Here is a 24,829-nt window from a genome sequence, read left to right as displayed (position 1 = left end):
AGCGAAAATGCTGGGTCTTTGCTTTACTATGCACTTCAAATTTTTCCAATGTCAGCGATTGTCATGTCGTTCATCGTACCTAATCTAGGAGTCTCCATGACGGATAGACACTCTTTAATCATCGTTGAAGATGATCTAAAACTCAGAGAAATGTTAACAGAATACTTTGAAAGTCAAGATATTAGCGTCATTGCCCTTGCTGAAGGTGCCAAAGCGAGCGCGGTCATTTTAGAGCAACAACCAGATATCGTGTTACTGGATTTAATGCTACCCGGTGAAGATGGGCTGACAATTTGTAGACAGATCCGTCCTATGTACAACGGTAAGATATTGATGCTGACCGCCAGTGATGACGATTTTGATCACGTTGCAGCACTGGAAATTGGTGCCGATGATTTTGTGACAAAGCCGATTAAACCACGCGTCTTGCTTGCAAGAATGCGTATGCTATTGCGCAGAGTCGACAGCGAGCCAATTCAAACCGCGAAAACCGTGCTTGAATTTGGGGCCTTGTCTCTCAATCAATCTCGACATCTGTGTGAAATGAATGGTGAGGCCGTAGCGATGACCGACAGCGAATTCGACTTGCTGTGGCTACTGGCATCAACACCAGATCAAGTCCTATCACGGGATGTATTAACCAAAGCGTTACGCGGGATTGAATACGATGGGCTTGATAGAACCGTCGATAACAAGATTGTCATTTTGCGTAAAAAACTCGGTGATGATTCTTCCACACCGAAACGCATTATTACGGTCCGAGGGAAAGGATACCTTTTTGTACCAGACACGTGGTAATGACCACGTATTTTAGAAGAAACCTGTATGCGTCGTATCTACGTTGAATCTTTTGTTGGTTTATTGCTCTTTTTTTTAGCGACACTCATTACCATTGAACTGGTCGTTTACCAGCTTGGTACTGACTACGATTACGTACTTGAAGATTATCAAGCTGAAGCATTTCATGACTTGGTCACTCGTATTTATCAGCATGAAGGTGAAGCCAACACCTTAAATGTACTAAAAGAATATGCCGATAAAACACGACAACTGATAGAGACGCATACTGAAAAGACCTTACCCTCAGATGTGCGAGCGTTTTTCTTTACCACCGCCCCCAATGCCTACACCTACTACGATGATGACCGTTTTTTATGGCTGCGCCTTACGTCCACCTCACCAATTTACAGCTTTAAACCCGATGAAGAATCACCACTGAGGCAAGCCATTTTCTTCGCAGATAATCTCTCACTTTTGCTGCTTGTCGTTGGTTTTGCACTGTACTGTGTGTTGCTGATCTGGTTCATCAGTCGGCGAGTGCGTGAATTGGAAAAAGTGACCTTAGCCTTTGCCGCTGGTGATCTGACCGCTCGCGCCTCCATCAAAAGCGGCGATAAAGTCGGCTCTTTAAACAAAAGCTTTAACTACATGGCGAGCAAAATTTCCGCTTTGGTGCTCAGCAATAAAGCGCTGAGTAATGCCGTGGCTCATGAGTTACGCACTCCTATCTTTCGGATCCAATGGCAAGCAGAAATGTTGGCCGATGAATCTCTGACACCAAAACAAGCGGCGAAAGTCGCCAGTATCATCGAAGATACCGAAGAGATGGAAACGATGGTCGATGAACTTCTTTACTACGCGAAAGTTGAAAGGCCAGAAAACGAACTCAATATGCAGACAATTCAGCTCAATTACTGGCTCGAACCGATACTAGATAAATGGCGCAGCAACAGCATAGTCGAGATCCAGTTGCTACCATTAGCACAAGTCGCCACTTTACAGGTCGATCCATACCTTCTCAAAAGAGCTCTGGATAATTTATTAGGTAATGCTCAGAAATACGCCAAAAGCAAAATAGCCGTTGAAACCTCCGTGATCAACGCAGGTCAAGCAGTGCAAATTGATATCCATGATGATGGAGAAGGGATTGACCCGCAGCACTGGCCATTCATTTTTGATGCTTTTTACAGCGCGGATCTCTCACGTGGAGCGCGACAATCAGGCTTCGGATTAGGCTTGGCCATCGTCAAACAGATCGTTTTACGCCACAACGGCCAAGTATCGGTGGCTAAAAGTGTGTTCGGAGGCGCTTGCTTTACTCTTGTACTACCCGTGGTGGGCGTTTAATATCGGGCCACTTAAGAGAATCAGTGAACTGACGTCATTGATTCTCTTTTTTAACATGAGGGTGCGGGGCGAAGGCTATTTTACGTCTACACGTAATTCACTCATGCCCATTGTCATAGTTATTCATTATTAGGTTGTTCATTTTATGAAACCAGGTCGTACGGGTATAAAGCGTCTGTTTTATGCCACAGGTTATTCAATACAAGGGCTGAAAGCCGCGTGGCTAAACGAAGCCGCTATTCGACAAGAAACTGTCACTTCAATTTTGTTGATTACCACTACTTTCTTTTTGCCTATCACTAAAATTGAGCAAATCATGATGATTGGTTGCTTAGTCTTAGTTGTGATTGTGGAGTTGATGAATTCCGCCGTGGAAGCCGTGGTTGACCGCGTCGGTAACGAATGGCACGAACTCAGTGGCCGCGCCAAAGACATCGGTTCAGCTGCCGTACTGATCGCGTTGATATTTTCTGCATTCACATGGATGTTTATTCTGTGGCCTTATTACTTTTAGCGTATCATTTTGGCGCGCGTTAATGGCTCATTGTTTTATAACGGCCAACCAGTTGTAAAAAAGCCAGTAGAATCATAAAACAAACGACTGCTGGCTATGTCGATTTAGGAATGGTTTGGATAATCTGTATATCCCTTAGTACCTCCACCAAATAAGCAACTTGGATCAAATGCCGATAATGTACGGTTCATTTTCAAACGCTCGACTAAGTCTGGATTCGCAATAAAGGGACGCCCAAATGCGACTAAGTCAGCGTAGCCATTTTCCAAGATTTGGTTTGCTCGCTCAACGTCATATCGGCCTGCAACAATAATGGTATTGGTGAACAGCTCACGTAAATGTCGGCGAAAATCTTCAGGGATTTGTGGAGCATCATCCCAATCAGCTTCTGACAAATGCAGATACGCAATACCGAGTTTCTGTAATTGCTCCGCCGCTTGTAAAATCGTTGGGACGATATCTGGGCAGTTCATATCTTTAAATGTGATGTAAGGCGCCAAGCGAACTCCAACTTTGTCAGCGCCAACCTTATCAATGATTGCACTCACAACTTCCATAAGAAAACGCAAGCGGTTTTCTCTGCTGCCACCATATTGATCAGTGCGATGATTCGAATTGGTTCGCAAAAACTGATCGATCAAATAGCCATTACCACCATGAATTTCGATGCCATCAAAGCCAGCCGCAATCGCATTGTGTGCAGCATTAGCAAAATCGCGTACCACTTGGTTAATCTCTTGCAATGTCATTGCTCTTGGTTCAACGCATTCCATCATCTCACCGGCACTCCCCGGCTGTGCAATCCAGACTTTGGTATCGACTGGAGCAATAGCTGAAGGAGCCATCGGCTTTTGACCTTGTTGAAAAACAGGATGCGATAATCGCCCTACATGCCATAGCTGATTCACTATTTTTCCTCCGCGATCATGCACGGCTTGAGTGACCTGCTGCCAACCCACTATTTGTTCTGGCGTGTATATGCCAGGAGTAAATGAGTATCCTTGGCTATCGTCTGATATTTGTGTTGCTTCAGTAATAATCAGACCAGCACTCGCTCGCTGAGCATAATATTGCGCCATGATGTCGTTGGGAACATTACCCGGTTGACTTGTCCGAGCCCGCGTCATCGGGGCCATTACCAGCCGGTTATTCAAAGAAAGTGGACCGATTTGTGTCGGGGAAAATAAGCTACTCATCATTCAATCGCTCTGTATTGGGTTGTTATCCATAGGCTATAACAAAAGAATCACTAAATAATCTAGCTATAATTAAAAAGAGTATTTAGGATTACTTAACAATAACTGCGATATAGAATCTTAATGAACAAATTATTGAACATGGAGGTCTTTGTTGCCATTGTTGAGCAACAAGGGTTGGCGGCCGCCGCAAAAGCCATCAATATGTCCGCCGCTTCAGTCACACTAAAACTGCAAGAGCTTGAACGCCACTATGGCGTGAAATTGCTGCAAAGAACCACACGTAAAATTGCATTGACGGAAGCCGGCGAACGTTTCTATCCATTATGTTTACAAACCTTAGCCAACATCACTGAAGTCGAGTCTTCGCTATTCGCCGAGAAAACACACTTGGAAGGCAATATAAAAATTTCGGCACCCAAAGATCTCGGGCGACAACATTTATTGCCACTGCTCGACTCCTTCTTAGCAAGGCATCCTAAAATTGTGCCTCAGATTACCTTTAGTGACAGTGTGTTAGGGATATATGAAACAAAACTTGATTTGGTATTGCGTTACGGCACACTCAAAGATAGTCAATTGGTTTCCAGAAAATTAGCAACAAGTCGCCGCGTTCTTTGTGCCTCACCCGCATATTTAGCGTGTCATGGTCAACCGACACACCCAGAGGATCTCAAACAGCATGCTTGCTTGGGTATGCTACGCAAAAGTGAATCATTAACGCGTTGGTCTTTTCTTAAAGGAGATGTCGTTCAAGATATCCTGATCAAACCATCACGTTTGTCTAATGATGGCGAAGTGATTCGTCAGTGGGCACTCGAAGGCGCAGGTATTGCACTCAAATCACAACTCGATATTCAACCCGACCTCAATGCTGGGAAACTCGTTCTTCTCTTGGAAGATTATCGGCAAAGTTTTAGTTCACACGATTTGGCCACAGGATCGGACTTGCATCTGCTCTATCCTAATCGTGATCACCAACCGTCACGTATCAAAATATTGATCGAGGAGATTGTGCGCTATTTTGAAAAACGTACGCTTCCTACTGGGCAATAGCAAAAGAGCGCCGATAAAAGCGCTCTTTGTTTATTTTATTTCGACAATTTTCGGCGATTAAATGTCGAAAATTGTATTTCTGCTCTTAGGCGGCTATTTCTTATTCGCGTACTTCATTGAGTCTAACGCGACAGCGAAAATAATAATGCCGCCTTTAATGATGTACTGCCAGTAAGGGCTCACGCCAATGTAGGTCATACCATAGTTGATCACAGTGAAGATAAGCACACCCGTGACCACACCCGCAATGCTTCCGACACCGCCAGCAAATGACACGCCACCCACAACACAGGCTGCAATCGCATCCAACTCGTACAGGAAGCCAAGGTTATTGGTCGCACTGCCGATACGGCCAGCTTCCAACATACCGCCAAACGCATAGAACACACCCGATAGAGCATACACTTTCAGTAGCGTCAATGGCACATTAACACCAGAAACTTTTGCGGCTTCTGGGTTACCACCGACCGCGAAAATGTTCTTACCAAAAACGGTCTTATTCCACAAAATCCATGTAAAGATAATCGCGATAATGGCGTAGAAGGTTATGTACGAAAACCTAAAATCTCCAAATCGAATAAAACCTTGAGTGAATGAAGAGAAACGCTCATCAAAACCTGCAATTGGAGATGCACCCACCGAATCGTAGTAGAGAGAGTTAATCCCGTAGACGATGATCATGGTGCCTAATGTGGCGATAAACGGCGTTACTTTTAAATAAGCAACAATCACACCGTTCACTAAGCCGATGATCGCGCCGATCGCGCACACACAAAGAATCACAGCCACAATCGGCACGTCACCAATGCTAGGGAATACTTTGTTGACGTTATCAATTGATTGTAAAAGTGTTGCCGAAATTACAGCGGCTAAACCCACTTGACGTCCAGCAGAAAGGTCGGTTCCTTGCGTTACAATCAGCCCCGCCACACCCAATGCAATAATAACGCGCACTGAAGATTGCGTTAATATATTACTAAAGTTGCGTAAACTTAAAAATGATGGCTCCTGAATAATAATAATTGCCAGAAGAATAAATAGAACCGCATAGATCGCACCTTCCTTTAGGTGCTTCATTGCAAATGTTTTAACTGAATCCATAATAATTTCCCTAGAGGTAACGAGAGGCCAGCTCTAATATTTCATTCTGTGAAGTGTCTTTAGTATTAACGATTCCCGCAGCTCGGCCATTACTCATCACCAATATTCTGTCGGTAATGCCTAACAACTCTGGCATTTCGGAAGAGATAATAATAATCCCTTTATTCTTTTTCGCTAATTCCAATATCAATTGATAAATTTCAAACTTTGCTCCGACATCAATACCCCGAGTCGGCTCATCAAGCATTAATATTTCTGGCTGAGTTAACAACCAACGGCCAATAATGACTTTCTGCTGATTACCACCAGACAAAGAACCGATTGATGTTTCATGAGAAGGTGTTTTTACACTCATGGAGTCGATTACCCACTGTGTATCACTCCTCATTTTTTTATTACTCAGTAAACCTAATTTGGTTTTGTATTCATCCACATTGGCAACCAAAGAGTTAAAGGTAATATCTAAATTACTGTAAATGCCGGTTGAACGACGCTCTTCTGTCACCAACGCAAAACCACTATTGATCGCTTCATGTGCATCACGGTTTTTCATCTCTCGGCCATGTAACATAATGTGGCCGTTACTACGCTCACGAACCCCAAAAATGGTTTCCACAATATCAGTGCGTCTTGAACCGACGAGCCCAGCCACACCTAAGATTTCACCTTCTCTGAGATCAAACGAAATATCCTGAATAGAGGGTTGGTTCAGTGCTGTTAAATTTTTGATTTCGAGGATAATTTCTTTTGGCACATTGGTCTTTGTGGGAAAGCGCTGTGTTAATTCACGGCCAACCATCATCGAAATGATTTTGTCCATATCGAGCCCTTTCAACGGCCTCGTATCAACCCATTGCCCATCACGCAAGATGGTTATCTCATCACAAATAGTAAATATTTCTTCCATTTTGTGAGAGATGTACACCACGCCACAGCCTTTTTCTTTCAACTTGTTAATGATAGTAAAAAGATGCGATACCTCTTTTTCAGTCAAAGAGGACGTGGGTTCATCCATGATCACAATGCGCGCGTTATAAGAAAACGCTTTCGCTATTTCGACCATCTGCCTTTGTGATACCGATAATTTAGCCACTTTAATTTTCGGGTCTATATCAATATCGAGTTCATCAAAGATCTCTTTGGTATCGCGATACATTTTATCGTGATCGACAAAGAGTCCTTTCTTTGGGTAACGCCCTAGCCAAATATTATCCATTACAGAACATTGTAATACTTGGTTAAGCTCTTGGTGGACCATGGAAACACCCGCCTCCAAAGCTTGCTTAGACGATTGAAAATTCACATGTTCGCCTAAAAATATAATATCACCTTCGTTTTTATCATAAATTCCAAAAAGGCATTTTAATAGCGTCGACTTACCTGCACCATTCTCTCCCATTAATGCATGAATAGAGTGTGGTCGAACTTTCAAATTAACTTTATCTAATGCCTTAACCCCGGGAAACTCTTTACTCACTCCTGTCATTTCTAACAGAAATTCATGCTCTTGATTTACCATGGCATCACTTATTTATTCTTTGATTAATACCATTCAATATTAAATAAAATTTAATCAGCAATTATTTATTATTGATTGTATAAACACCCTATAAGTTAGGGAGTAAAGGGGGAATGACTTCCCCCTTGAACTTTAGGTTACTCGAGTGTCGATTTATCCACACCAACATAAGGAACACGAACAATCTTATTGGCCATTTCCCATTGAGTGCCTTCGGTTGCAGCTTTGCCGTTGGCTAAATTACGTGCAAGTTCAAATGTCGCTTTGGCTTGTGAATCTGCATCATTAAGCACAGTGCCTGCCATGTCGCCAGATTTAACTAATGCTAATGCTTCTGCTAACGCATCAACACCGAATACTGGTACTTTCGCACCCGCACCACGTAACGCTTCAATCGCACCCATCGCCATACCATCATTATTGGCAATCACGACTTCGATTTTGCTGCCGTTGGGGCCAGATAACCAAGCATCCATTTTATCTTTTGCCATGGCGGTATCCCACATACCAGTATCCATGTGTAGCTCTTCTGTTTTGATGCCATTTTCGTTAATGGTTTTCACAGAATAAGAAGTACGAGCTTCCGCATCTGGGTGACCTGGTTCGCCTTTCAGCATTACATACTGCAGTACACCGTCACCGTTTTTATCCCAAGCAGGATTGGCTTTCCAGTGTTGCGCAATGAGATCGCCTTGGATGATGCCCGACTCTTTTGAATCTGTACCCACATAATAGGCTTTGTCATATGAAGCGAGCGCTTTAGCACTCGGTTCTTTATTGTAAAAAACGATAGGAACATCATCCATTTTCGCTTTTTGAATAATACTTGGTGCAGCTGCAGGGTCGACAAGGTTGATCGCCAGTGCTTTCACGCCACGAGCCAACATGACATCCACTTGGTCATTTTGCATTGATTGGCTGTTTTGTGAGTCATTCATCAAAACCTTGGTGTTGCCGTCATTATTTGCCTGTTTTTCAATCGCTTGGCGAACAACTGACATAAAGTTATCATCGTACTTATAAACGGTCACACCGATCGTTGTGTCAGCCATGACTTGAGTGCCGAAACTCATACCAGCCGCAAGCATGGCTAAAGTAGTTAACTTTCTCATTGAACAAGTCCTATTTGTTAGTGTTGTTATTACGTTGTGTAGGGGGAGAAACGTTAACTCTGAGAAACAGCAGTGAAAACGTTTACCTTTCAAAGTATAGTAGTAAAACAAACAATTAATGTGAACCAGTTAAAATTTCAGTTTTGAAATCGCATTTTCATGCGGTTTCTTGTGAATAGTTTGATAACTATTGCAAAACTAAGTAATCATACGTAACGCAATGTAACATCGAGACCTATTTCTCTTTTTAAAAGTGCGATCCACCACGAAAGAGATCATACCTCTCAAAACACCAGATGTTAACGTTTACACTTGCGAGTTTCCAATATGCAATAGATTTAACTTTCATTTGACTGCTCACAAAGTGTAGATGAGGCTTGTTACATACGCCTGCAATTTATTCGTGTATTTTTACGCCATATCGGGTCTCGATTTACCAAACAGCACCACGACTTTTAATTAATGAACTCTTACATTGTCATTTTTATTATTGGCATATGCCAATAATAAGGTGTATTTTAAATACAAGAACCCGATAAACTTTAGGAGCCATGATGATTTATGCCATCCCTTGTGATCAAAACTCGCCTTTTAATCACTTTGCCAAAGCGCCTCAATTGATGATTGTGGACGATACCACCGCCACTAGCCAACGTATTGACGTTACTAAAACCGAGGGCAGTTGTGGCCACAAAAAACAGCTACTTGCACTGCTAAGAGAGAATAGAGTGGACGCTGTTATCGTCCGCAATATCGGACAAAATATGTTAGCAGCAATTTTAGAAAAGAAGATTGAGGTATATTACGCACCAAGAGGCAGCCAATTAACATCACTTCATCCAAACCATCTTCTGCCCGTCACCGACGTCTCTTTTGGCAAGCCTTCAGCCAATAAATCGAAGAAACGTTGTGCTAGTCAATGTGGATCGAAGAAAGTGGATAAACATAACAAACTGGCACCCAGAATGCTGTCACCAACTACCATAGAAGCGTTGAAGAAAGTGCTGAAAGTAAAAGCGATTGTCGAGGGAAAATAATGACTTATGTTATAACCTTTGCGTTTTTTATTGGCATTATTGTCTTGATGGCGATCGGTGTTTTGTTTCGCCGCCGCTCGCTGCAAGGCAGTTGTGGTGGGTTAGCAAATATCGATATTGAAAGAGAATGTAACTGCGTAGACGTTTGTGATGAGCATCAGAAGGTGTTGTATCAAATTCAAGAACCTGATCACGAGCGTTAGCGCTCAACCAACATCAACGCATGACCTTCCACCAAGCAAGTCGCGACTTTCGCTCTTGCTTGGTTAACGATATTACCAAAGGTTTGTCGCGATATGCCCATCTGCGTAGCCGCTTGTAATTGGCTAAGCCCCTCTTTATCAGCCAAACGCAACGCTTCAAGTTCTTCTGGCAGTAAATCTACTGTGTTCAATTCAGATAATTTGACACCGTTGGGTTTGAAGCATGCATACGCCACTTGACCACAAACACGACGAATTTTTTTGGGTCTTGCCATTTTCTTCTCCTAATCATTTAAAAACAGTTTGGTGAACTTATGAACATTCAGCCTCCCCTACAACATTGCCACTGCGCGGTGTGTTGTGCCCCGTTCTTTTCTGAAACGCACACACTGCAATTTAACCAAACAGAAACGGGGAGAGTATGCGCACAGATTGTAGCAACAGAAAAGATGCAAGGCTATCAAGGGGTCATGCAGGGTGGACTTATCAGCACCTTACATGATGCGGCCATGACACATTGTCTGTTTGCACAGTGCATTTATGCGATGACAGCAGAGCTAAACGTACGTTATCTGCACCCTATTCCACTGAATGTACCGTTGCAAGTCGAAGCGCATCTTATCAAACAAAAACGTCACATTTACTATCTGTGCAGCACCATTTTTTATGATGGGCTTCCCTATTCTACGGCCAGTGCAAAGTTTATGTGCAAAGCCGAGTAGCTTGAGTGCTACAGTCATTAGGGTGCTGGCTTAGCGTAAACTTCGGTTGAGTCACGCTTTCATCCTCCTTATACTCACTCATCATTTCTTTATTATCTTTCGTTATGAAAATTATCGCAGTAACTGCTTGTCCAACAGGCATCGCGCACACCTATATGGCCGCAGACGCACTCAAAAAAGAAGCGAATAAGCGTAATATCTCAATTAAAGTCGAAACCCAAGGCGCAATGGGTGTCGAGAACCCACTGATAGTGGCAGATATTGTCAACGCGGATCTGATCCTCATCGCTTCAGATATCGACATTGAACAGCGTGAACGTTTTGTTGGTTGCAAAACGGTTCAGGTGTCCATTGAAGAAGTGTTGACGAACGTGCAATCTGTTTTAGATCGTTATTTGTAACCGCCGATGATCACAACGCGCATCACCTTTGTTTTAAAAGCAGGCGGTCTGGTCAGCTGGCAATTAAATGAATTGAAAGATCTCAACCGCCATTTTCGCTCGGTGGTGGTGCTGTTTAACATCACGCGTGACAACAAGGCAATGCTCAACCATACACTGCAAGTGTTAAGCCTTGGTTCAAACCCGGGAGATGTATGCCAAATTGCCATTGAAGGGCTCGACGCCGAGTTGGCCTGCATGGTGATGACAGAGTATTTACGCGAGCACACACTGCTTATTTCAACATCACACAAACAAAATGCCAAAGCGGAATTGGCGTTTGCCACCCACTCTGCTTTTCAACTGCCCTTTTCGCTACAGTGGCATTACGCCACATTAGGCCCTGAGCTTAGCAAATCAGAGGCACTCGACACAATTGCTAAGCAGATCATGCCCACGTATTGTCATGATATTTTGCATGCGCTGGAAAAAAGAGAAGCCATCTCCCCGACCATTATTGGCCGTGGAATAGCGCTCCCCCATGTCATTCACGCACGAGTTGCCCAGCCAACACTGGCGGTTCACTGGTTAGCAAACCCGCTATCATGGTCAGAAAAATCCGGCGATGTGTCGCTGATCATCACCTTATTACTGCCGACATCAGCGCCGCGAACCGTGATTAAACCGGTCACGCAGTTAACTCGTTGGTTGCTGGAAGAGGAACATCGTCAATGGCTACTTACGGCAAAAAGAGAAGAAACCCTTAAAGCCATTTTGCTGCACGTGATGGCTAAGCCGGACGACCCAATACAAAATGAATAGCTTTATTGCGACAGAGTTCGATATTCAGATGGAGTCATACCCGCTTTGCTTTTAAATACGCGGAAAAAATAATTCACATCTTGAAATCCACAGCGCGTGGCCACTTCAGCTAAACGAAAGGTGTATTTCTTCAACATAAATTTTGCCCGTTCAATTCTTACCCAAGTGATGTAATCAGCAAGAGTCATGTGTCCTTGTTGGCGAAACATGCGCGATAAATGGTTGGCGGAAATGTTAAACCGCTGTGCGATGCCGTCACGGCAAATATTGCGATGAAAATTTTCTTGGATATAGATGCAGATACCTTGATATAAATCTTCACTGCGCTTTTTAGGAGAAGCGGTCGGTTGATCAAGCATTGTGGCGCTGTAACTCAACAGAGCCAACAACAAATGTTCGTCCATTGGGCTTTTCTGAGGCTCACGTGCTAATGCATTTAACCCTTCGAGCATGTGATCAATCGCGTGCCCAGTACGCGTTGGGATACTGTGTTTCTGAACATCATAAAAACCACTCTCGCCTTTGTGTTTACTGACCAAACTAAACCCCATTTGACGACGGCCAAATAGCAAACTCAAGACCGAACAGCTCTCTTGCCAATCAGGTTTATTCCAGCAGTTCGGAGGTATATAAAGCGCATCACCAGATAAGATGTTGACCTTACTAATACCTTGTTCAATCTCTTCGATTTCGTTGCTATACACGCCGCTTAAAACCAATTCTAGACGAGGAAAATTGACTTGGTAACTGAACGCTGGCGGCGTTATTTTGTCCCCAGCAAACCATATTCGATTAAAACTTTCTCGCTCCGAGAGCAGCACTTCAATCACATTTTTAAATACTGGGATCACAAAATTCACCCTATACCCATCAATAAACGAGGCAACTATAATCCAACACCTCATGAATCACCAATCATTACGCATTCGATAACTCCGATCGAAAAAGCAAAATAATCAATTTATCCAATTGAATTAAAATAAAAAATTAATCATAAATTAAAATTATCACCCTAAAACCAAAATAAGAGCCTGATCACGTTTGCAGCCACAGGTTACAATAATCCAGTAAATGCCAGTTTCGTACACTACCACTGTTCACCCGAGGCGCTCACAATATCTCCAACAAAAAGCGCGGTGCGCAATAACAATATCCCCAAACAGTTTGAAGTTGCAGCCAACATGGCTCAGTTCTACGTGCGAAGGGGATAAAAACCATATAGGGGACGAAACATGATCACTCAACTCATTAATGAGAACTTGATCCTGCTTGATTTGAAAGCAACATCAAAAGATGGCGTTTTCTCAGAGCTGGTCGATGTACTGTTAGAACAAGGACGCATCAGCGATAAATCGCAGTTTTTAGCCGATATCTATGCTCGTGAAGAGCTTGGTAACACTGGATTTGAAGATGGTGTCGCGCTGCCTCATGCCAAAAGTTCCGCCGTTATCTCGCCTGCAGTTGTGATAGGCATCAGCAAAAGCGGTATCGAATATGGCGCGGAAGATGGCTTGCCTTCTAAATTATTTTTCATGATAGCCTCGCCTGATGGTGGTTCAAATCATCATATTGAAGTGCTGGCAGAGCTCTCTTCCAAGCTTATTGAAGAAGGGTTCATCCAACGTTTCTTAGACGCAAAAACAGAGCAAGCAGCGCTAGATTTGTTGCTACAAAAAACCGAAAAAACAACCGATGTTGAAGCCAATAAAGGCTTTTTGATTGGCGTAACGGGCTGCCCAGCCGGTGTCGCACACACTTATCTTGCCGCTGAAGCGCTGGAAAAAGGGGCCGCCGCGATGGGTTATCAAATTAAAGTCGAAACCAACGGTTCGATTGGGGTGAAAAACAGCCCAACGGATGAAGAGATCGCTAAAGCTGATGCGATCATCGTGGCTTGCGACAAGCAAGTTGACATGGTGCGCTTTGCGGGTAAAAAACTGATTGAAACGGGCGTTAAAGCGCCGATTCGTGATGCAAAAGGGTTGATTGAAAAAGCCCTCAGCGCACCAAAATATCAAGCCGATGCCAGTGCCAAGACTTTAGATGGGAAAGGCAAAGCGGCGCAAGCTCGCTCCGATTTATACCGCTATTTGATGAATGGTGTATCGCATATGATCCCATTCGTTGTTACTGGCGGTTTGTTGATTGCTTTAGCACTCGCTATTGGCGGCGAGCCAACCGAAGCTGGTATGGCCATTCCTGACGGCAGTATGTGGAACCAAGTGCTGAACGTCGGTGTGGTTGCTTTTACGTTGATGATCCCCATTCTTGCAGGTTACATCGCGTATGCGATCGCCGATCGCCCTGCTCTGACTCCTGGCTTAATTGGTGGTTGGATCGCTAACAACGGGTCATTCTACGGCGCAGATGCAGGTACAGGTTTTATCGGTGCCATTATTGCAGGCCTTTTAGTCGGTTATTTCATCAAATGGTTAACAAGCATCCATTTTCACAAGTTTATTCAACCACTTGTGCCAATCATGATTGCACCCATCGCAGGCTCACTCTTTATCTCTGGGCTCTTTATTTTTGTTATCGGCGCGCCGATTGCAAGCTTGATGGATGGCTTAACCGCACTACTTACGAGCATGAGCTCAGGTAACGTGATACTGCTCGGTATTGTGCTCGGCGGCATGGCTGGCTTTGATATGGGTGGCCCATTTAACAAAGTGGCATTCCTCTTCTCTGTTGGTATGATTGCCAGCGGTCAAACTCAATTTATGGGTGCAATGGCGTGTGCCATTCCAGTCGCGCCACTCGGTATGGCTTTAGCAACCGTACTGGGCCGTAAACTGAACTTGTTTGAAGCCTCTGAAATTGAAGCAGGGAAAGCTTCCGGTGCAATGGGCTTGGTTGGTATTTCTGAAGGAGCAATTCCATTTGCCGCGCAAGATCCGATGTCAGTCATTCCAGCAAACATCTTGGGGTCGATGGTTGCAGCGGTTATGGCGTTCACTTTTGGCATTACAAACAGTGTTGCCCACGGCGGTCCTGTAGTAGCATTGCTCGGTGCCATGAATAAGCCTTTGCTAGCTTTGCTTTGCATGGCAACCGGTGCTGTAGTGACAGGTGTTGTTTGTATCACTCTGAAAAAAATGCGCCAAGCGAAATTACAACAAGCAACGGCTTAATGATCAAGCACTCTCCCCCGAGAGTGCTTGATGTTCATCAACGCTGAGCTTCTGATTTTATGTTGTACTCCCGCTTTAACTCGGGAGTTTTTTATTTCTCTTACTCTGTGTACTGCTACTTTGTTTTTATTTTGATTTTTTGTGAGATGTACTATGACCAATAACAAACAACCTTTCTTTTTGATGGACAATGTCATCCAAAACTATGCGTGGGGAAGCACGACTTCGATTCAGCACTTGTTTGATATTGCTAACCCAACCAAGGCTCCACAAGCAGAAATTTGGATGGGAGCACACCCAAATGGATGCTCACAAATTCATGTGAATGGAGAACCTGTTTCGTTGCTTGAGATGATCAACCAAGATAAAACAGCGTTTCTTTCTGCTGCTACTGCAACAACCTTTGGTGAGTTACCTTATCTTTTCAAAGTACTTGCCGCAGCGAACGCCCTTTCGATTCAAGTTCACCCAAGTAAGCAAGAAGCGGAAATTGGCTTTGAGAAAGAAAACCAAGCGGGGATCTCACTCAATGCCGGACATCGCAACTATAAAGATCCTAACCACAAGCCGGAATTGGTTTACGCCCTTACCCCTTATCAAGCGATGAATGGGTTTCGCCCAATCACAGAGATTGTTGAACAATTTCAAACGCTGAATATCAATGCGATTTCAACCCTGGTCGATGCTTTTGCACACAACCCAACATCACAAGGTTTAAAAACCTTTTTTAGTGCATTGCTATCATTAACTGGCGAGAAAAAAGAACATGCGGTGAATGCATTATTAGCGTATGCCCATCATCATTCAGATGATGATCTTTTTGAGCTCATTTTAGAGCTGGCACAACAGTACCCCGGTGATATCGGTCTATTTTCTCCATTAATGCTCAATGTACTCACTTTAGCTCCGGGTGAGGCCATGTTTTTAGACGCCAGAACGCCACACGCCTACTTGAAAGGTACCGGGCTTGAAATCATGGCCAACTCAGACAACGTGTTGCGCGCTGGCCTAACACCCAAACACATGGATATTGAAGAGCTCGCATCATGCACGCTATTTGAAGAAAAACCAGCTTCAAGCCTGTTATTGAAACCAATCGAAGAAAATGGAGCATTATTGTTCCCTGTCCCAGTCCGCGATTTTAAGTTTGCGATTTACTTCAATACCGCGCAAGTTAACGTGAAAATCAACAGTGCTGAAATTATCTTTGCCATTGATGCTGATGCGACCTTAACCCATGACAATGGTGAGTCTCTAACCGTGAAAAAAGGTCACTCAATCTTCATCCCCGCATACGCTGAACATTATCAACTGTCATCACTTGGACGTGTCGCACGCGCGTATAATTAACAGCCGACATGATAAACAAAAAAAGCCAGCATCTGTTCTGCTGGCTTTTTATTTGGGATTATTACGAAAATTTGCGCTAATCAATTTGTGGGCAGTTAGATATTCTGCGACTGCTTCCAAACCGCCAGTTCAACCCACATTTGTTCGAGTTGTTGCAACTCTTCTTCTGTGAGCAGTGCTAAGGTCGTTTGAGATTCAGATGTCGGACCGTCTTTGAGAGAGCGAATCTGCGCATAAAAATCCTTCTTTAATTGCGATATCACAGGGTCCACAACCGATTCCTATAAAAATACTAAAATTCTCAAAAATAATACCATTTTTCATAGACATGTCTTATGTCGTGTTAAGTTATGGAATAGTTATCACATTTCTAATGTCGGAGGTTAAGGCATCACAAAGCACACCTCCAATTCCATAATCAACATTACACTTTTCAAACATTAAAACCAGAACTACAAATTTTAGATAAAAAAAGAGCAATGCAAAATAAATGGCATTGCTCAACTTCCAACAAAATCCCTACAAGGATATCTACAAACTTAGCTCTGCTGGAACAACACTGACTTTCTCATCAAGTTCAATGGGGTTTAAAAAATTAGCGCTGTGTTCTTTACACAAAGGTATAACAAATAGCCTATCATCACTAAAACCAGTTTGTTTGACCAATACGCCATGATGATGCTTGTTTATGCAATTATGTTCTGCACAAAATTGGTATTCATTATTATTAAAGTGATTCCAGTAACTAAGCCAATTCTGTTTTGATTCTTCACTTAAATTTTCGTTAAATGTATTGGTTACAATCATTGTTCAATCCTGTCGATGAGCACAAAATGATAATATGACGAAATAGAAACCATAAGTATGAATAAGCTATCACTTTCTTGACGTTCAAATATCATTTAATGAATTCTATGAATTTAATTCTCACGCCGACTAATGCTTGACTATTAAAAAATAGAAATTTAAATAGAAAAACAAATATCCCTACAATGTCAAATAATATGTTGAGACAATGATAATATGTATTGGTTATTGATAATATATTGTGATTTAAACATTCTCTTTATTTCATCCTCATTAATATGATTTATATCATAAGCAGCGATATGAACTTTATCACCTTTCTGGATAAAGTTCATATCACCCCAATAGGTATAATTTGGTGCACCAGTAAAGAGAATCAGTTCATTAGGAAAACCTTGTTTTTCTATTTCAGGTAAAATAGTGCTATACATACCTTCATCAACTTGGTTATTAATCACGTTAGTTAACCACACCATTAAATGACAATAGAATATTTTTAGTTCGGTGCAATCAACTTCTGGCGTTGCTAAATAGAAATCACCATCTCGTTCAATATAGGAGATAAGCTTTAAATTCTCACCATAATTTGAAGGACTTAATCTCAGCACATCCCACCAATAGTGATTAATCCCTTTAGAACATTCTCCCCAAGATTTTCGTTGGTCAATTTTATTGGAACCTGTCAATTCACGAATAGTAAAGTCATTGCCTATAGTAAGCTGTTTTGGCATTAAAGCGCTCACTTTCCCTTGCTCATAACTCACTTGGCAACGAATAACAAATTCTGGCTCAATATCAACTTTACTTCCACTTCTTGGGTAGTAGATTATCTTCCCTGAGGTTAACGTTTCCGGATGAGAACAATCAATCACAAAGATACCATTGGGCAATGCCGTTTCTTGTACTTGTTCTGCACCACTTAAATGACCTGAATAATTACCAATAATACCGATACACAACATGAAACTTTCCCTTTATCACTGACTTTATTGCTTATATTGACACTTGTTTGTTCACCAGTATCTGTGAACAAATATCGAGTTGAGCAAGCAGCCAAGTAGCAGCCAGCAAATCTGCACTACCTCCTGGACTGAGATTTTTATGCGTAAATTGCTGGTCGAGTAGCGTAATTTCACTGTCAAGGTTGGTGTGGGGATAATGGCTTTTTTCCAGTAGCTGCCTTGATTGACTTTGTACGTAGTCGAGACCCGACATTCCACCACGGTTAACCACATTGCTGTCACAGTTGTGGCTCATTAAAGAGAGCAAGGTTTTTGACAGCGCTTGCTCTTCCGAATGGCCTTGCAAAATGCACTCTTGGTAAATAGGCAGCCCGTAACAATAAATGGTAGGGTAACCTTTTGAAGCTTCTCCTCGAATGCCCGTAATTCCAAATTGTTTGTACAGTTTTTCTCCAGCAGTTACGGGGATTTTATTGGATAATTTTAAATCATCTACCACCAAACTTGCGCAACACTCTTTGATAACGGCTCTCACTCGTTGTGAGTCGTAACTGAGTCCTTTTTGATACAGCCAGCCGACTGCACCGCATATCAGGCCAAGGGTAAAAATCATGCCTTTATGCGTATTAACTTTATTGGTTGCGGAAAACATCGCTTTCTCTGCCTGAATACCAACAGTTCTTAAACCCGGCAGCAGTGATTTGGCTGGTAAATACGACATTCTGGCTCCTGCTTTAACGAATGCCTTCATAAACGGCCGAAGTGCATCGCAACTGCGCACAAATGTATGGATGTCCATATCATGGTGCGCACCGTTTGAGGAGCAATCTACCAGCCCCGCTTTTGGGGTTAAATGCACTTCTAACATCATGGCGTGGTAGGCCAAATTGCCTGCTAACACACAAATATTCAGCCTCAACGCTCCACGTTCGGCTGGTTGATATAGGCAGCAGTCATCCATCAACCATTCAATGCTTCTATTGGCAATCATGGGTTATCTCGCTCATTTTATGGATCAATTCAGACAGAGGATGAGTTCGGTTACGAGCGCAACTTTTCGCCTCGTTCTCACATAATAAACAGCGTCGCTTCGGCAAACGTAACATTTCTCTCGACATTGGAAGACCAGAGGTTGAAATCACATCGATATCAAATAGACGCCCATAGTGATGATTCTCCTCCAATTTCACCATCAAGCATTTTAACCGATAGGGATCTTCGCATTTTGCAGCGATCAAAAGCTCATAGCCGGTGACTTCCACAACAGTTTCCATCCGAACAACCGCAATGTTGTTTGCTAAACAGGTTTCTAAAATCGCATAGTATCCAGCATCAAACGCTTTTTCTGATATCGCATTTTTCTTAACAACCCCCACCATGTTGATCGTGAAACTGATCAGCGGCAGAGAGTGAGTGTTAACCCACTCTCTTTGTCGATAGGCTCTTTGTTCTTTACAATCAAGTAATTGCTGTAAATTAACTTGTGGCCCACTGTACACTCACAACTCCTTAACTTGCCGAATCACATCAAGCACTGAACCATCACGGTAACGAACATAGCCCACCACTTTTTCTTCAAAAGCAATGGAGCTTGGTTTACCCGTCAATAATTCTGCCCTCTCTTGCAACTGCTCGATGCTCATTAGAATCAGGCCACTTTGTTGCAATTTTTCGGCAATTTCAGGTCGATTCGGGTTAACTGCCACACCATGATCAGTCACTAACACATCAATTTCGCTGCCAACGGTCACGACATTCAATACTGATTCTACAACCGTAGGAATTCGGCCTCTGACCAAGGGAGCAACAATAATCGTCAAATTGGCCGAAGCCGCAGTATCACTGTGACCACCCGATGCGCCGCGGATAACACCATCGGAACCGGTAATCACATTGACGTTGAAATCGGTATCGATCTCTAGTGCACTTAAGATCACTACATCCAATCGATCTACTACCGCTCCTTTGGAGGCAGGATTAGCATATTGGTTAGCGGAAATTTCAATGTGGTTTGGATTGCGAGCTAAAGAGTCAATCGCATGGCCATCGAATGACTGAACATCGAGTAGCGTTTTGATCAAGCCTTTTTCATGCAGATCCACCATAGTGGATGTAATACCACCCAGTGCAAAACTGGCTGTAATATTCTTTCTGACCATTTTTTCTTCAAGAAAACGAGTCACCGCTAAAGAAGCACCACCCGAGCCAGTTTGCATTGAGAAATCTTGCTTAAAGTACCCAGAATGCTCAATAACATCGGCCGCTTTCCGTGCAATCAAAAGCTCACGGGGGTTACTTGTCATACGTGTTGTTCCACCGCCGATTTTTGAAGCATCGCCGACACATTTCACCAGTACCACACTATCAACACTATCTTGCGCTATTGAAGCTGGTTGGTTTGGAAATTGAACCAGTTGCTCGGTTAAAATAACCACATGCTTAGCGTACATGGCATCGATTTGTGCGTAACCCAAAGAGCCACAACGTGAATGACCATGTACGGCATTGGCATTACCAAATTCGTCACTGGTAGAGACACCAAGAAACGCAACATCAATATTAAGTTCACCAGATTGTATAAGCTGAACACGACCACCATGCGAATGAATGTGGATCGGCTCATTCATGGATCCGTTGGAAATAAATTCCGCCAGCTCACCACGCAATCCGGAGGTATAAATCTTACTCACTACACCATTTTCTATGTGCGTAATAAGCGGTGAATGGATTTCGGCCAACGAGCTGGAGGCTAAGGTTAAATTCTTTAATCCTAGCTGCGCGAGGACATCCATCACCATGTTGATGATTTGATCACCACCACGAAAAGAGTGATGAAATGAGACAGTCATACCATCTTTCAACCCACTGTTGCGCACAGCGTCTTGAACGGTTTTGAACAGCTTACGTGACTTTTTTTTGTCACGGTCATATAAGTGGGGAGTAAGCTCATGTGGACCCGCATAAGGTCTTAAATTGGGAGCCGTTAAATCAAATTCACGAAGTTTTTTATTATTCATCCAACTGCTGCCTTACTGTTTAATACCGGATTTTGCCCGCTCTAGTGTCCATCGAGCACGTTCAATGATCGGCGCATCCACCATTTTTCCATTGAGAGAAACCACGCCAGAACCTTGTTGCTCAGCGTCTTGCGCCACCTCAATAACGGCGTAAGCGTGATCAACTTCTTTCTGTGATGGAGCAAAAACGTTGTGGATCATTTCGATTTGGCGAGGGTTAATCAGCGACTTGCCATCAAAACCTAATGTTTTGATCTGTTCCGCTTCGTGAAGAAAGCCTTCGTCATTGTTCGCATCGGAATAAACAGTATCGAAAGCCATGACGCCGGCGGCACGAGCAGCTTGCAGTATTGAACAGCGTGCAAACAAAAGTTCAGTGCCTTCAGATGTGCGTTGTGTACGCAAATCGCGTACATAATCTTCTGCGCCCAACGCAATACCAATCAAACGTTTTGAACCACAAGCAATCTCAACAGCGTTATTTACTCCCATCGCCGATTCAATCGCAGCAAGCATTTTGGTACTGCCTAACTTGCGACCAAATTCAATTTCAGCTTGTTCTATGGCAAGCTCCATATCCACCACATCTTGCAGCGTATCTGTTTTGGGTAAACGCACCGCGTTCACGCCAGCTTTGACGACGGCCCTTACATCAGCATGTCCAAAATCAGATTCCAAAGCATTAACACGTACAATCGTCTCAATATTTTGGTAGAGCGGGTGTTGCAGTGCGTTGTAAACCAACATGCGCGCCGTATCTTTCTCACGCAGGGAGACGGAATCTTCTAAATCAAACATGATTGCATCGGGTGTGTAGATGAATGCATTGCTTAACATTGCCGCATTGGAGCTTGGGACAAAAAGCATGCTTCTTCGTAGCTTACTCATTAAATTGCCCCCCAAATAATGTCGTTATTAGCGATATTCGCTGCGCGCATCACTGCGGCTTGTACGCGAGCGCGGATCACACAATCAAGGGCTCCTTTATCATTAATAGTGACGATGGCAGAACTGACACCCATCTCCTCCAACGTGTGAGTTACAACCTGACGGATAATTGGCTCAAATTGCTTTTCGACCGAGCTAGTAATGTCAATTTTCAGATGACCGCCACCGCTAGGTGTCACTTCAACGAGTAGGTCACTCGACTCAAGTGTTCCAGCGTAGGAGCGCTGACTAATATGCATACGAAGTCCTTAAGATACGTCTATTGGATGTTTGAATTTTTTGACAATAGATGTTTATCCGCTATTGCCTGTTGCTAGCATTGTCGTCAAAGGCTGGGCGATTAAAGGGGACGCTGCTCAAGTTTCGCTGTAGGGTAAAAACCATTAACGTTTTTAATGAATTTAATCGCGAGTAAAGAAAGAACAATAGCAATGATGTGAAAACGCCACCCTGAAAGAGTGGCGCGGTAGCGATAAGCATAAATACTAGGCGTTTTTAACGTAGACCCGTTCAGGTCTACCGACCCGGCCATGCTCATTTTCAACCGAGATGAAACCGCTGGCGGCGCAATATTCAAGGTAGCGTCGCGCAGTGGTTTTACTGATCCCCACTTCACTGCCTAAACTTTCCGCGGTGTATTTAAGGCCGCTATTGGCTCTAAATACTTGTTTAATCATATCCAATGTTAACTCACCAATCCCTTTAGGAAGGCGGCTGGATTCTTTATCCCGCGTCTGGATATTAAATAAATCATCGACATGGCGTTGGCTGATGTTGTCAAACGCTTTGATGGCACAGTGGTATTTCAAGTATCGATTGAGCGTTTCTTGCAGTCTATCGTAAGAAATAGGCTTTAAAAGGTAGTCAAAACAACCACAATGAAGCGCGTCTTTTACTGTTTCCATCTCACTTGATGCCGTCACCAAAATCACATCGGGTTGATTGCCACTCTTATCGGCGATGATCTCGCGCAACAAATCAATCCCACGGCCATCGGGCAAGTAGTTATCTAAAATGATCAGGCTAGGTTTATGGATCCGTATCATCGTTTTCGCCATAGCAATGGTCGATGCGATACCGATAGGATTGAACCTTATCGTCTGACGGAAGAAATGTGCATGAAGTTCAGCGATTCCAACTTCATCTTCTATAATTAATACATCAATCATATTCATTCTTAATTACCTTTATTCGGAATAAAAATTGAAAATATCGTTCCCTTAGGTTCCGCATCATCAACTAATATAACTCCACCAGCATTCATCACGTATCGATTGATAAGATATAAACCTATTCCATGGCCTTCACTATCTTTTTTACTGGTTACCCCACGTTCAAAAATAGTACTTGCTATATCCGATGATATACCACAACCATTGTCAGAGACTTCAACCACTAAATCATCACCAGCATCTGTAATTAACACGGTAACAATTTTATTACTTTCAGGGTTCTGAAGTGTGGCTTCAAATGCGTTATCAATCAAATTCCCAATAATAGCGGATAATTCATTTGGTTCTATTTTTTCATTTAAATGACGTAACTGGCAAGTGGGATCGAACTGCAATTCTAGCCCTAGCTCGCAAGAGCGAGAATATTTTCCTAGCAGGATTCCTGCAATTTGCCTTAGTTTTATTTTTGAACTTATAAAGTCAATTAATTGTTGCTTTTTTATGTTTTCACTGTTAATTAATTCTAATGTTGCTTTATTATCTCCTATTTCTATTAAACCACTAATTGTTGATAATTTGTTTGCATGCTCATGACGCATCACACGTAAATTATCAGTGTATTGTTTTATTTGTGTTAATTCTGCCGTAAGTGAATTAATATCATTCTTTTGACGAAAGCTAACAACCCACCCTATGAGTTCTGTACCATCAAATATAGCAACTCGGTTGGCAATGATCGTTTTCCCATTGATCGATACAATTTCATCTTTAATATTTTTTTCAAACGGTGTCTGAAAGAAAAATTGAGAATTAGTTACATACTCCAAAATGGAACGAGATTTCATATGTTTTGGATCACGCTCTGATCCCAGTAATTCTAACGCGCTACGGTTGATCGCTAAAATAGAACCTACTTTATCGATAGCAATCACTCCCTCATAAACGGACGATAAAATCGACTTTTGAAGATACAGTGCCAACGCAATTTCTGAAGGTTCCATGCCATTCATTTTCTTTTTTATGTGACTAGAGAAAAACCAAGCACCAATTAATGTCAAAAAGAATGTAAAGATGAGTTCATAAACCAGTGGTTGAAAATAAAAATTGACCCACTGTTCAAAGCGATTGAACAAATAGCCCACAGAGATCACACCGATTATTTCACCATCAAAATCGACGATCGGCGCCTTGCCACGAACACCATAGCCTAAACTTCCCTCTTGAATGGAAACATAAGCCTCACCTCGCTCTAATACTCCTTCATTATCGCCACCTTGCATTGGTTTGCCGATGCTCTTTTTAACGGGGTGAGATAAGCGTATGCCATCAGCATCGCCAATTACGATAAAACTAGCATCCGATATTTTATGCAATCGGCTAATAACGTGGTCAATCGCGGCAATATTTTTAATCCGAACTTCTTGAATTAACTCAGGATCACTTGCAATCTCTTTAGCTTGAATAAGCGCTCTTGTTCCAACTTGATGCTCAAGCGTATTAATAAGCCCTTTATGAAAGTTCATACTCACTAGAGAAAGTTGAACCATCATTAGGCAAAATATTAATATAAATACCCGATTTCTAAATGATAGACCATTTTTCATTCTTGCCACTATTTGCATAGAATTAATGCTCATACTCGAAACTTTCCTT

General features: G+C 42.7%; 27 protein-coding genes. 11 read left to right on the top strand and 16 right to left on the bottom strand.

Annotated features, from left to right (window positions below; translation table 11 throughout):
• Nucleotides 1-96: 96 nt before the first annotated feature.
• From AACQ79_RS12860 to AACQ79_RS12850, 3 genes are all read left to right on the top strand, one after another.
• Nucleotides 97-798, top strand: a complete 702-nt coding sequence (locus AACQ79_RS12860; protein ID WP_019282824.1) for a response regulator — start codon at nucleotides 97-99, stop codon at nucleotides 796-798.
• A gap of 27 nt (nucleotides 799-825) precedes the next feature.
• A complete protein-coding gene (locus AACQ79_RS12855; protein WP_088728827.1) occupies nucleotides 826-2,127 on the top strand; it encodes an ATP-binding protein in 1,302 nt (433 codons plus the stop codon).
• A 145-nt stretch (nucleotides 2,128-2,272) separates the two neighbouring features.
• Nucleotides 2,273-2,641 carry a diacylglycerol kinase gene (locus tag AACQ79_RS12850; protein ID WP_170899189.1) on the top strand — a complete coding sequence of 123 codons (369 nt, stop codon included), beginning with the start codon at nucleotides 2,273-2,275 and terminating at the stop codon, nucleotides 2,639-2,641.
• Between the two features lie 104 nt (nucleotides 2,642-2,745).
• On the opposite strand, the gene AACQ79_RS12845 is transcribed toward AACQ79_RS12850, so the two are convergent.
• Nucleotides 2,746-3,837 carry an alkene reductase gene (locus AACQ79_RS12845; RefSeq protein ID WP_170899198.1) on the bottom strand — a complete coding sequence of 364 codons (1,092 nt, stop codon included), beginning with the start codon at nucleotides 3,835-3,837 and terminating at the stop codon, nucleotides 2,746-2,748.
• A 123-nt stretch (nucleotides 3,838-3,960) separates the two neighbouring features.
• On the opposite strand from AACQ79_RS12845, the gene AACQ79_RS12840 reads away from it, so the two are divergent.
• On the top strand, nucleotides 3,961-4,893 hold the full coding sequence (locus AACQ79_RS12840; protein WP_047689171.1) for a LysR family transcriptional regulator: 933 nt from the start codon (nucleotides 3,961-3,963) through the stop codon (nucleotides 4,891-4,893).
• A 93-nt stretch (nucleotides 4,894-4,986) separates the two neighbouring features.
• Here AACQ79_RS12840 and mglC read toward each other — a convergent pair whose 3' ends face one another.
• The 3 genes from mglC to mglB all read right to left on the bottom strand — a co-directional run bounded on the left by mglC (nucleotide 4,987) and on the right by mglB (nucleotide 8,625).
• Entirely contained in the window at nucleotides 4,987-5,994 is a 1,008-nt protein-coding gene (gene mglC, locus AACQ79_RS12835; RefSeq protein ID WP_013856962.1) for a galactose/methyl galactoside ABC transporter permease MglC, read from the bottom strand.
• Nucleotides 5,995-6,004: 10 nt separating this feature from the next.
• Nucleotides 6,005-7,513 (bottom strand): galactose/methyl galactoside ABC transporter ATP-binding protein MglA, encoded by a 1,509-nt coding sequence (mglA, locus tag AACQ79_RS12830; protein WP_013856963.1) that lies wholly within the window; start codon nucleotides 7,511-7,513, stop codon nucleotides 6,005-6,007.
• A 137-nt stretch (nucleotides 7,514-7,650) separates the two neighbouring features.
• Nucleotides 7,651-8,625 (bottom strand): galactose/glucose ABC transporter substrate-binding protein MglB, encoded by a 975-nt coding sequence (gene mglB, locus AACQ79_RS12825; protein WP_026027227.1) that lies wholly within the window; start codon nucleotides 8,623-8,625, stop codon nucleotides 7,651-7,653.
• A 551-nt stretch (nucleotides 8,626-9,176) separates the two neighbouring features.
• Here mglB and AACQ79_RS12820 point away from each other — a divergent pair.
• Together AACQ79_RS12820 and nqrM are read left to right on the top strand one after the other, a co-directional pair.
• The gene (locus tag AACQ79_RS12820; protein WP_231140389.1) at nucleotides 9,177-9,662 is read left to right on the top strand and encodes a NifB/NifX family molybdenum-iron cluster-binding protein; all 486 of its coding nucleotides are present in this window, start codon (nucleotides 9,177-9,179) and stop codon (nucleotides 9,660-9,662) included.
• The gene (gene nqrM, locus AACQ79_RS12815) at nucleotides 9,662-9,865 is read left to right on the top strand and encodes a (Na+)-NQR maturation NqrM (RefSeq protein WP_013856966.1); all 204 of its coding nucleotides are present in this window, start codon (nucleotides 9,662-9,664) and stop codon (nucleotides 9,863-9,865) included. Before AACQ79_RS12820 ends, nqrM begins: the two co-directional genes overlap by 1 nt.
• On the opposite strand, the gene AACQ79_RS12810 is transcribed toward nqrM, so the two are convergent.
• Nucleotides 9,862-10,140, bottom strand: a complete 279-nt coding sequence (locus AACQ79_RS12810) for a DUF134 domain-containing protein (RefSeq protein ID WP_047689176.1) — start codon at nucleotides 10,138-10,140, stop codon at nucleotides 9,862-9,864. The genes nqrM and AACQ79_RS12810 overlap by 4 nt on opposite strands.
• A 39-nt stretch (nucleotides 10,141-10,179) precedes the next feature.
• On the opposite strand from AACQ79_RS12810, the gene AACQ79_RS12805 reads away from it, so the two are divergent.
• The 3 genes from AACQ79_RS12805 to AACQ79_RS12795 all read left to right on the top strand — a co-directional run bounded on the left by AACQ79_RS12805 (nucleotide 10,180) and on the right by AACQ79_RS12795 (nucleotide 11,789).
• Entirely contained in the window at nucleotides 10,180-10,587 is a 408-nt protein-coding gene (locus AACQ79_RS12805) for a PaaI family thioesterase (protein ID WP_017042460.1), read from the top strand.
• Nucleotides 10,588-10,691: 104 nt separating this feature from the next.
• The gene (locus tag AACQ79_RS12800; RefSeq protein ID WP_170899188.1) at nucleotides 10,692-10,988 is read left to right on the top strand and encodes a PTS fructose transporter subunit IIB; all 297 of its coding nucleotides are present in this window, start codon (nucleotides 10,692-10,694) and stop codon (nucleotides 10,986-10,988) included.
• Between the two features lie 6 nt (nucleotides 10,989-10,994).
• Nucleotides 10,995-11,789 carry a PTS sugar transporter subunit IIA gene (locus tag AACQ79_RS12795; protein WP_088728822.1) on the top strand — a complete coding sequence of 265 codons (795 nt, stop codon included), beginning with the start codon at nucleotides 10,995-10,997 and terminating at the stop codon, nucleotides 11,787-11,789.
• Between the two features lie 2 nt (nucleotides 11,790-11,791).
• Here the strand turns inward: AACQ79_RS12795 and AACQ79_RS12790 are convergent, their stop codons facing one another.
• Nucleotides 11,792-12,694, bottom strand: coding sequence for a helix-turn-helix transcriptional regulator (locus tag AACQ79_RS12790; RefSeq protein ID WP_170899187.1), 903 nt, complete (start codon nucleotides 12,692-12,694; stop codon nucleotides 11,792-11,794).
• Nucleotides 12,695-13,021: 327 nt separating this feature from the next.
• Between AACQ79_RS12790 and AACQ79_RS12785 the strand changes: the two genes are divergently transcribed.
• Both AACQ79_RS12785 and manA read left to right on the top strand, forming a co-directional pair.
• The gene (locus AACQ79_RS12785) at nucleotides 13,022-14,920 is read left to right on the top strand and encodes a PTS fructose transporter subunit IIABC (RefSeq protein WP_170899186.1); all 1,899 of its coding nucleotides are present in this window, start codon (nucleotides 13,022-13,024) and stop codon (nucleotides 14,918-14,920) included.
• 153 nt (nucleotides 14,921-15,073) lie between these two features.
• Nucleotides 15,074-16,270 carry a mannose-6-phosphate isomerase, class I gene (gene manA, locus AACQ79_RS12780; protein ID WP_170899185.1) on the top strand — a complete coding sequence of 399 codons (1,197 nt, stop codon included), beginning with the start codon at nucleotides 15,074-15,076 and terminating at the stop codon, nucleotides 16,268-16,270.
• A 95-nt stretch (nucleotides 16,271-16,365) separates the two neighbouring features.
• Here manA and AACQ79_RS12775 read toward each other — a convergent pair whose 3' ends face one another.
• From AACQ79_RS12775 to AACQ79_RS12730, 10 genes are all read right to left on the bottom strand, one after another.
• Nucleotides 16,366-16,542 (bottom strand): hypothetical protein, encoded by a 177-nt coding sequence (locus tag AACQ79_RS12775; RefSeq protein WP_017042466.1) that lies wholly within the window; start codon nucleotides 16,540-16,542, stop codon nucleotides 16,366-16,368.
• 259 nt (nucleotides 16,543-16,801) lie between these two features.
• Nucleotides 16,802-17,077 carry a hypothetical protein gene (locus AACQ79_RS12770; RefSeq protein ID WP_013856975.1) on the bottom strand — a complete coding sequence of 92 codons (276 nt, stop codon included), beginning with the start codon at nucleotides 17,075-17,077 and terminating at the stop codon, nucleotides 16,802-16,804.
• 188 nt (nucleotides 17,078-17,265) lie between these two features.
• The gene (locus tag AACQ79_RS12765) at nucleotides 17,266-18,039 is read right to left on the bottom strand and encodes a DUF5718 family protein (protein ID WP_013856976.1); all 774 of its coding nucleotides are present in this window, start codon (nucleotides 18,037-18,039) and stop codon (nucleotides 17,266-17,268) included.
• A gap of 31 nt (nucleotides 18,040-18,070) precedes the next feature.
• Nucleotides 18,071-19,030, bottom strand: coding sequence for a triphosphoribosyl-dephospho-CoA synthase CitG (gene citG, locus AACQ79_RS12760; protein WP_013856977.1), 960 nt, complete (start codon nucleotides 19,028-19,030; stop codon nucleotides 18,071-18,073).
• Nucleotides 19,017-19,538, bottom strand: coding sequence for a citrate lyase holo-[acyl-carrier protein] synthase (gene citX / locus AACQ79_RS12755; RefSeq protein WP_013856978.1), 522 nt, complete (start codon nucleotides 19,536-19,538; stop codon nucleotides 19,017-19,019). Before citX ends, citG begins: the two co-directional genes overlap by 14 nt.
• Nucleotides 19,539-21,056: a citrate lyase subunit alpha gene (gene citF / locus AACQ79_RS12750; RefSeq protein ID WP_170899184.1), complete on the bottom strand. Its 1,518-nt coding sequence runs from the start codon at nucleotides 21,054-21,056 to the stop codon at nucleotides 19,539-19,541.
• 12 nt (nucleotides 21,057-21,068) lie between these two features.
• A complete protein-coding gene (gene citE, locus AACQ79_RS12745; protein WP_029189992.1) occupies nucleotides 21,069-21,944 on the bottom strand; it encodes a citrate (pro-3S)-lyase subunit beta in 876 nt (291 codons plus the stop codon).
• Nucleotides 21,944-22,243, bottom strand: coding sequence for a citrate lyase acyl carrier protein (gene citD, locus AACQ79_RS12740; RefSeq protein ID WP_013856981.1), 300 nt, complete (start codon nucleotides 22,241-22,243; stop codon nucleotides 21,944-21,946). The genes citE and citD overlap by 1 nt, the downstream gene beginning before the upstream one ends.
• A 246-nt stretch (nucleotides 22,244-22,489) precedes the next feature.
• Nucleotides 22,490-23,179 carry a response regulator gene (locus AACQ79_RS12735; RefSeq protein WP_013856983.1) on the bottom strand — a complete coding sequence of 230 codons (690 nt, stop codon included), beginning with the start codon at nucleotides 23,177-23,179 and terminating at the stop codon, nucleotides 22,490-22,492.
• A 2-nt stretch (nucleotides 23,180-23,181) separates the two neighbouring features.
• Nucleotides 23,182-24,813, bottom strand: a complete 1,632-nt coding sequence (locus AACQ79_RS12730; RefSeq protein ID WP_212756381.1) for an ATP-binding protein — start codon at nucleotides 24,811-24,813, stop codon at nucleotides 23,182-23,184.
• Nucleotides 24,814-24,829 lie beyond the last annotated feature (16 nt).

The organism is Vibrio sp. 3-2(1), assembly GCF_963887575.1.
GTDB classification, from domain to species: Bacteria; Pseudomonadota; Gammaproteobacteria; order Enterobacterales; family Vibrionaceae; genus Vibrio; species Vibrio anguillarum.
Note: the sequence above shows the minus strand (reverse complement) of the source record. Positions and strands in the feature narration are given on the sequence as shown.

Excerpts from the sequence above, each read along its gene's own strand:
- AACQ79_RS12860 (WP_019282824.1), top strand. The coding sequence starts at position 97 with ATGACGGATAGACACTCTTTAATCATCGTTGAAGATGATCTAAAACTC.
- AACQ79_RS12855 (WP_088728827.1), top strand. The coding sequence starts at position 826 with ATGCGTCGTATCTACGTTGAATCTTTTGTTGGTTTATTGCTCTTTTTT.
- AACQ79_RS12850 (WP_170899189.1), top strand. The coding sequence starts at position 2,273 with ATGAAACCAGGTCGTACGGGTATAAAGCGTCTGTTTTATGCCACAGGT.
- AACQ79_RS12845 (WP_170899198.1), bottom strand. The coding sequence starts at position 3,837 with ATGAGTAGCTTATTTTCCCCGACACAAATCGGTCCACTTTCTTTGAAT.
- AACQ79_RS12840 (WP_047689171.1), top strand. The coding sequence starts at position 3,961 with ATGAACAAATTATTGAACATGGAGGTCTTTGTTGCCATTGTTGAGCAA.
- mglC (WP_013856962.1), bottom strand. The coding sequence starts at position 5,994 with ATGGATTCAGTTAAAACATTTGCAATGAAGCACCTAAAGGAAGGTGCG.
- mglA (WP_013856963.1), bottom strand. The coding sequence starts at position 7,513 with ATGGTAAATCAAGAGCATGAATTTCTGTTAGAAATGACAGGAGTGAGT.
- mglB (WP_026027227.1), bottom strand. The coding sequence starts at position 8,625 with ATGAGAAAGTTAACTACTTTAGCCATGCTTGCGGCTGGTATGAGTTTC.
- AACQ79_RS12820 (WP_231140389.1), top strand. The coding sequence starts at position 9,177 with ATGATGATTTATGCCATCCCTTGTGATCAAAACTCGCCTTTTAATCAC.
- nqrM (WP_013856966.1), top strand. The coding sequence starts at position 9,662 with ATGACTTATGTTATAACCTTTGCGTTTTTTATTGGCATTATTGTCTTG.
- AACQ79_RS12810 (WP_047689176.1), bottom strand. The coding sequence starts at position 10,140 with ATGGCAAGACCCAAAAAAATTCGTCGTGTTTGTGGTCAAGTGGCGTAT.
- AACQ79_RS12805 (WP_017042460.1), top strand. The coding sequence starts at position 10,180 with ATGAACATTCAGCCTCCCCTACAACATTGCCACTGCGCGGTGTGTTGT.
- AACQ79_RS12800 (WP_170899188.1), top strand. The coding sequence starts at position 10,692 with ATGAAAATTATCGCAGTAACTGCTTGTCCAACAGGCATCGCGCACACC.
- AACQ79_RS12795 (WP_088728822.1), top strand. The coding sequence starts at position 10,995 with ATGATCACAACGCGCATCACCTTTGTTTTAAAAGCAGGCGGTCTGGTC.
- AACQ79_RS12790 (WP_170899187.1), bottom strand. The coding sequence starts at position 12,694 with ATGAGGTGTTGGATTATAGTTGCCTCGTTTATTGATGGGTATAGGGTG.
- AACQ79_RS12785 (WP_170899186.1), top strand. The coding sequence starts at position 13,022 with ATGATCACTCAACTCATTAATGAGAACTTGATCCTGCTTGATTTGAAA.
- manA (WP_170899185.1), top strand. The coding sequence starts at position 15,074 with ATGACCAATAACAAACAACCTTTCTTTTTGATGGACAATGTCATCCAA.
- AACQ79_RS12770 (WP_013856975.1), bottom strand. The coding sequence starts at position 17,077 with ATGATTGTAACCAATACATTTAACGAAAATTTAAGTGAAGAATCAAAA.
- AACQ79_RS12765 (WP_013856976.1), bottom strand. The coding sequence starts at position 18,039 with ATGTTGTGTATCGGTATTATTGGTAATTATTCAGGTCATTTAAGTGGT.
- citG (WP_013856977.1), bottom strand. The coding sequence starts at position 19,030 with ATGATTGCCAATAGAAGCATTGAATGGTTGATGGATGACTGCTGCCTA.
- citF (WP_170899184.1), bottom strand. The coding sequence starts at position 21,056 with ATGAATAATAAAAAACTTCGTGAATTTGATTTAACGGCTCCCAATTTA.
- citE (WP_029189992.1), bottom strand. The coding sequence starts at position 21,944 with ATGAGTAAGCTACGAAGAAGCATGCTTTTTGTCCCAAGCTCCAATGCG.
- citD (WP_013856981.1), bottom strand. The coding sequence starts at position 22,243 with ATGCATATTAGTCAGCGCTCCTACGCTGGAACACTTGAGTCGAGTGAC.
- AACQ79_RS12735 (WP_013856983.1), bottom strand. The coding sequence starts at position 23,179 with ATGAATATGATTGATGTATTAATTATAGAAGATGAAGTTGGAATCGCT.
- AACQ79_RS12730 (WP_212756381.1), bottom strand. The coding sequence starts at position 24,813 with ATGAGCATTAATTCTATGCAAATAGTGGCAAGAATGAAAAATGGTCTA.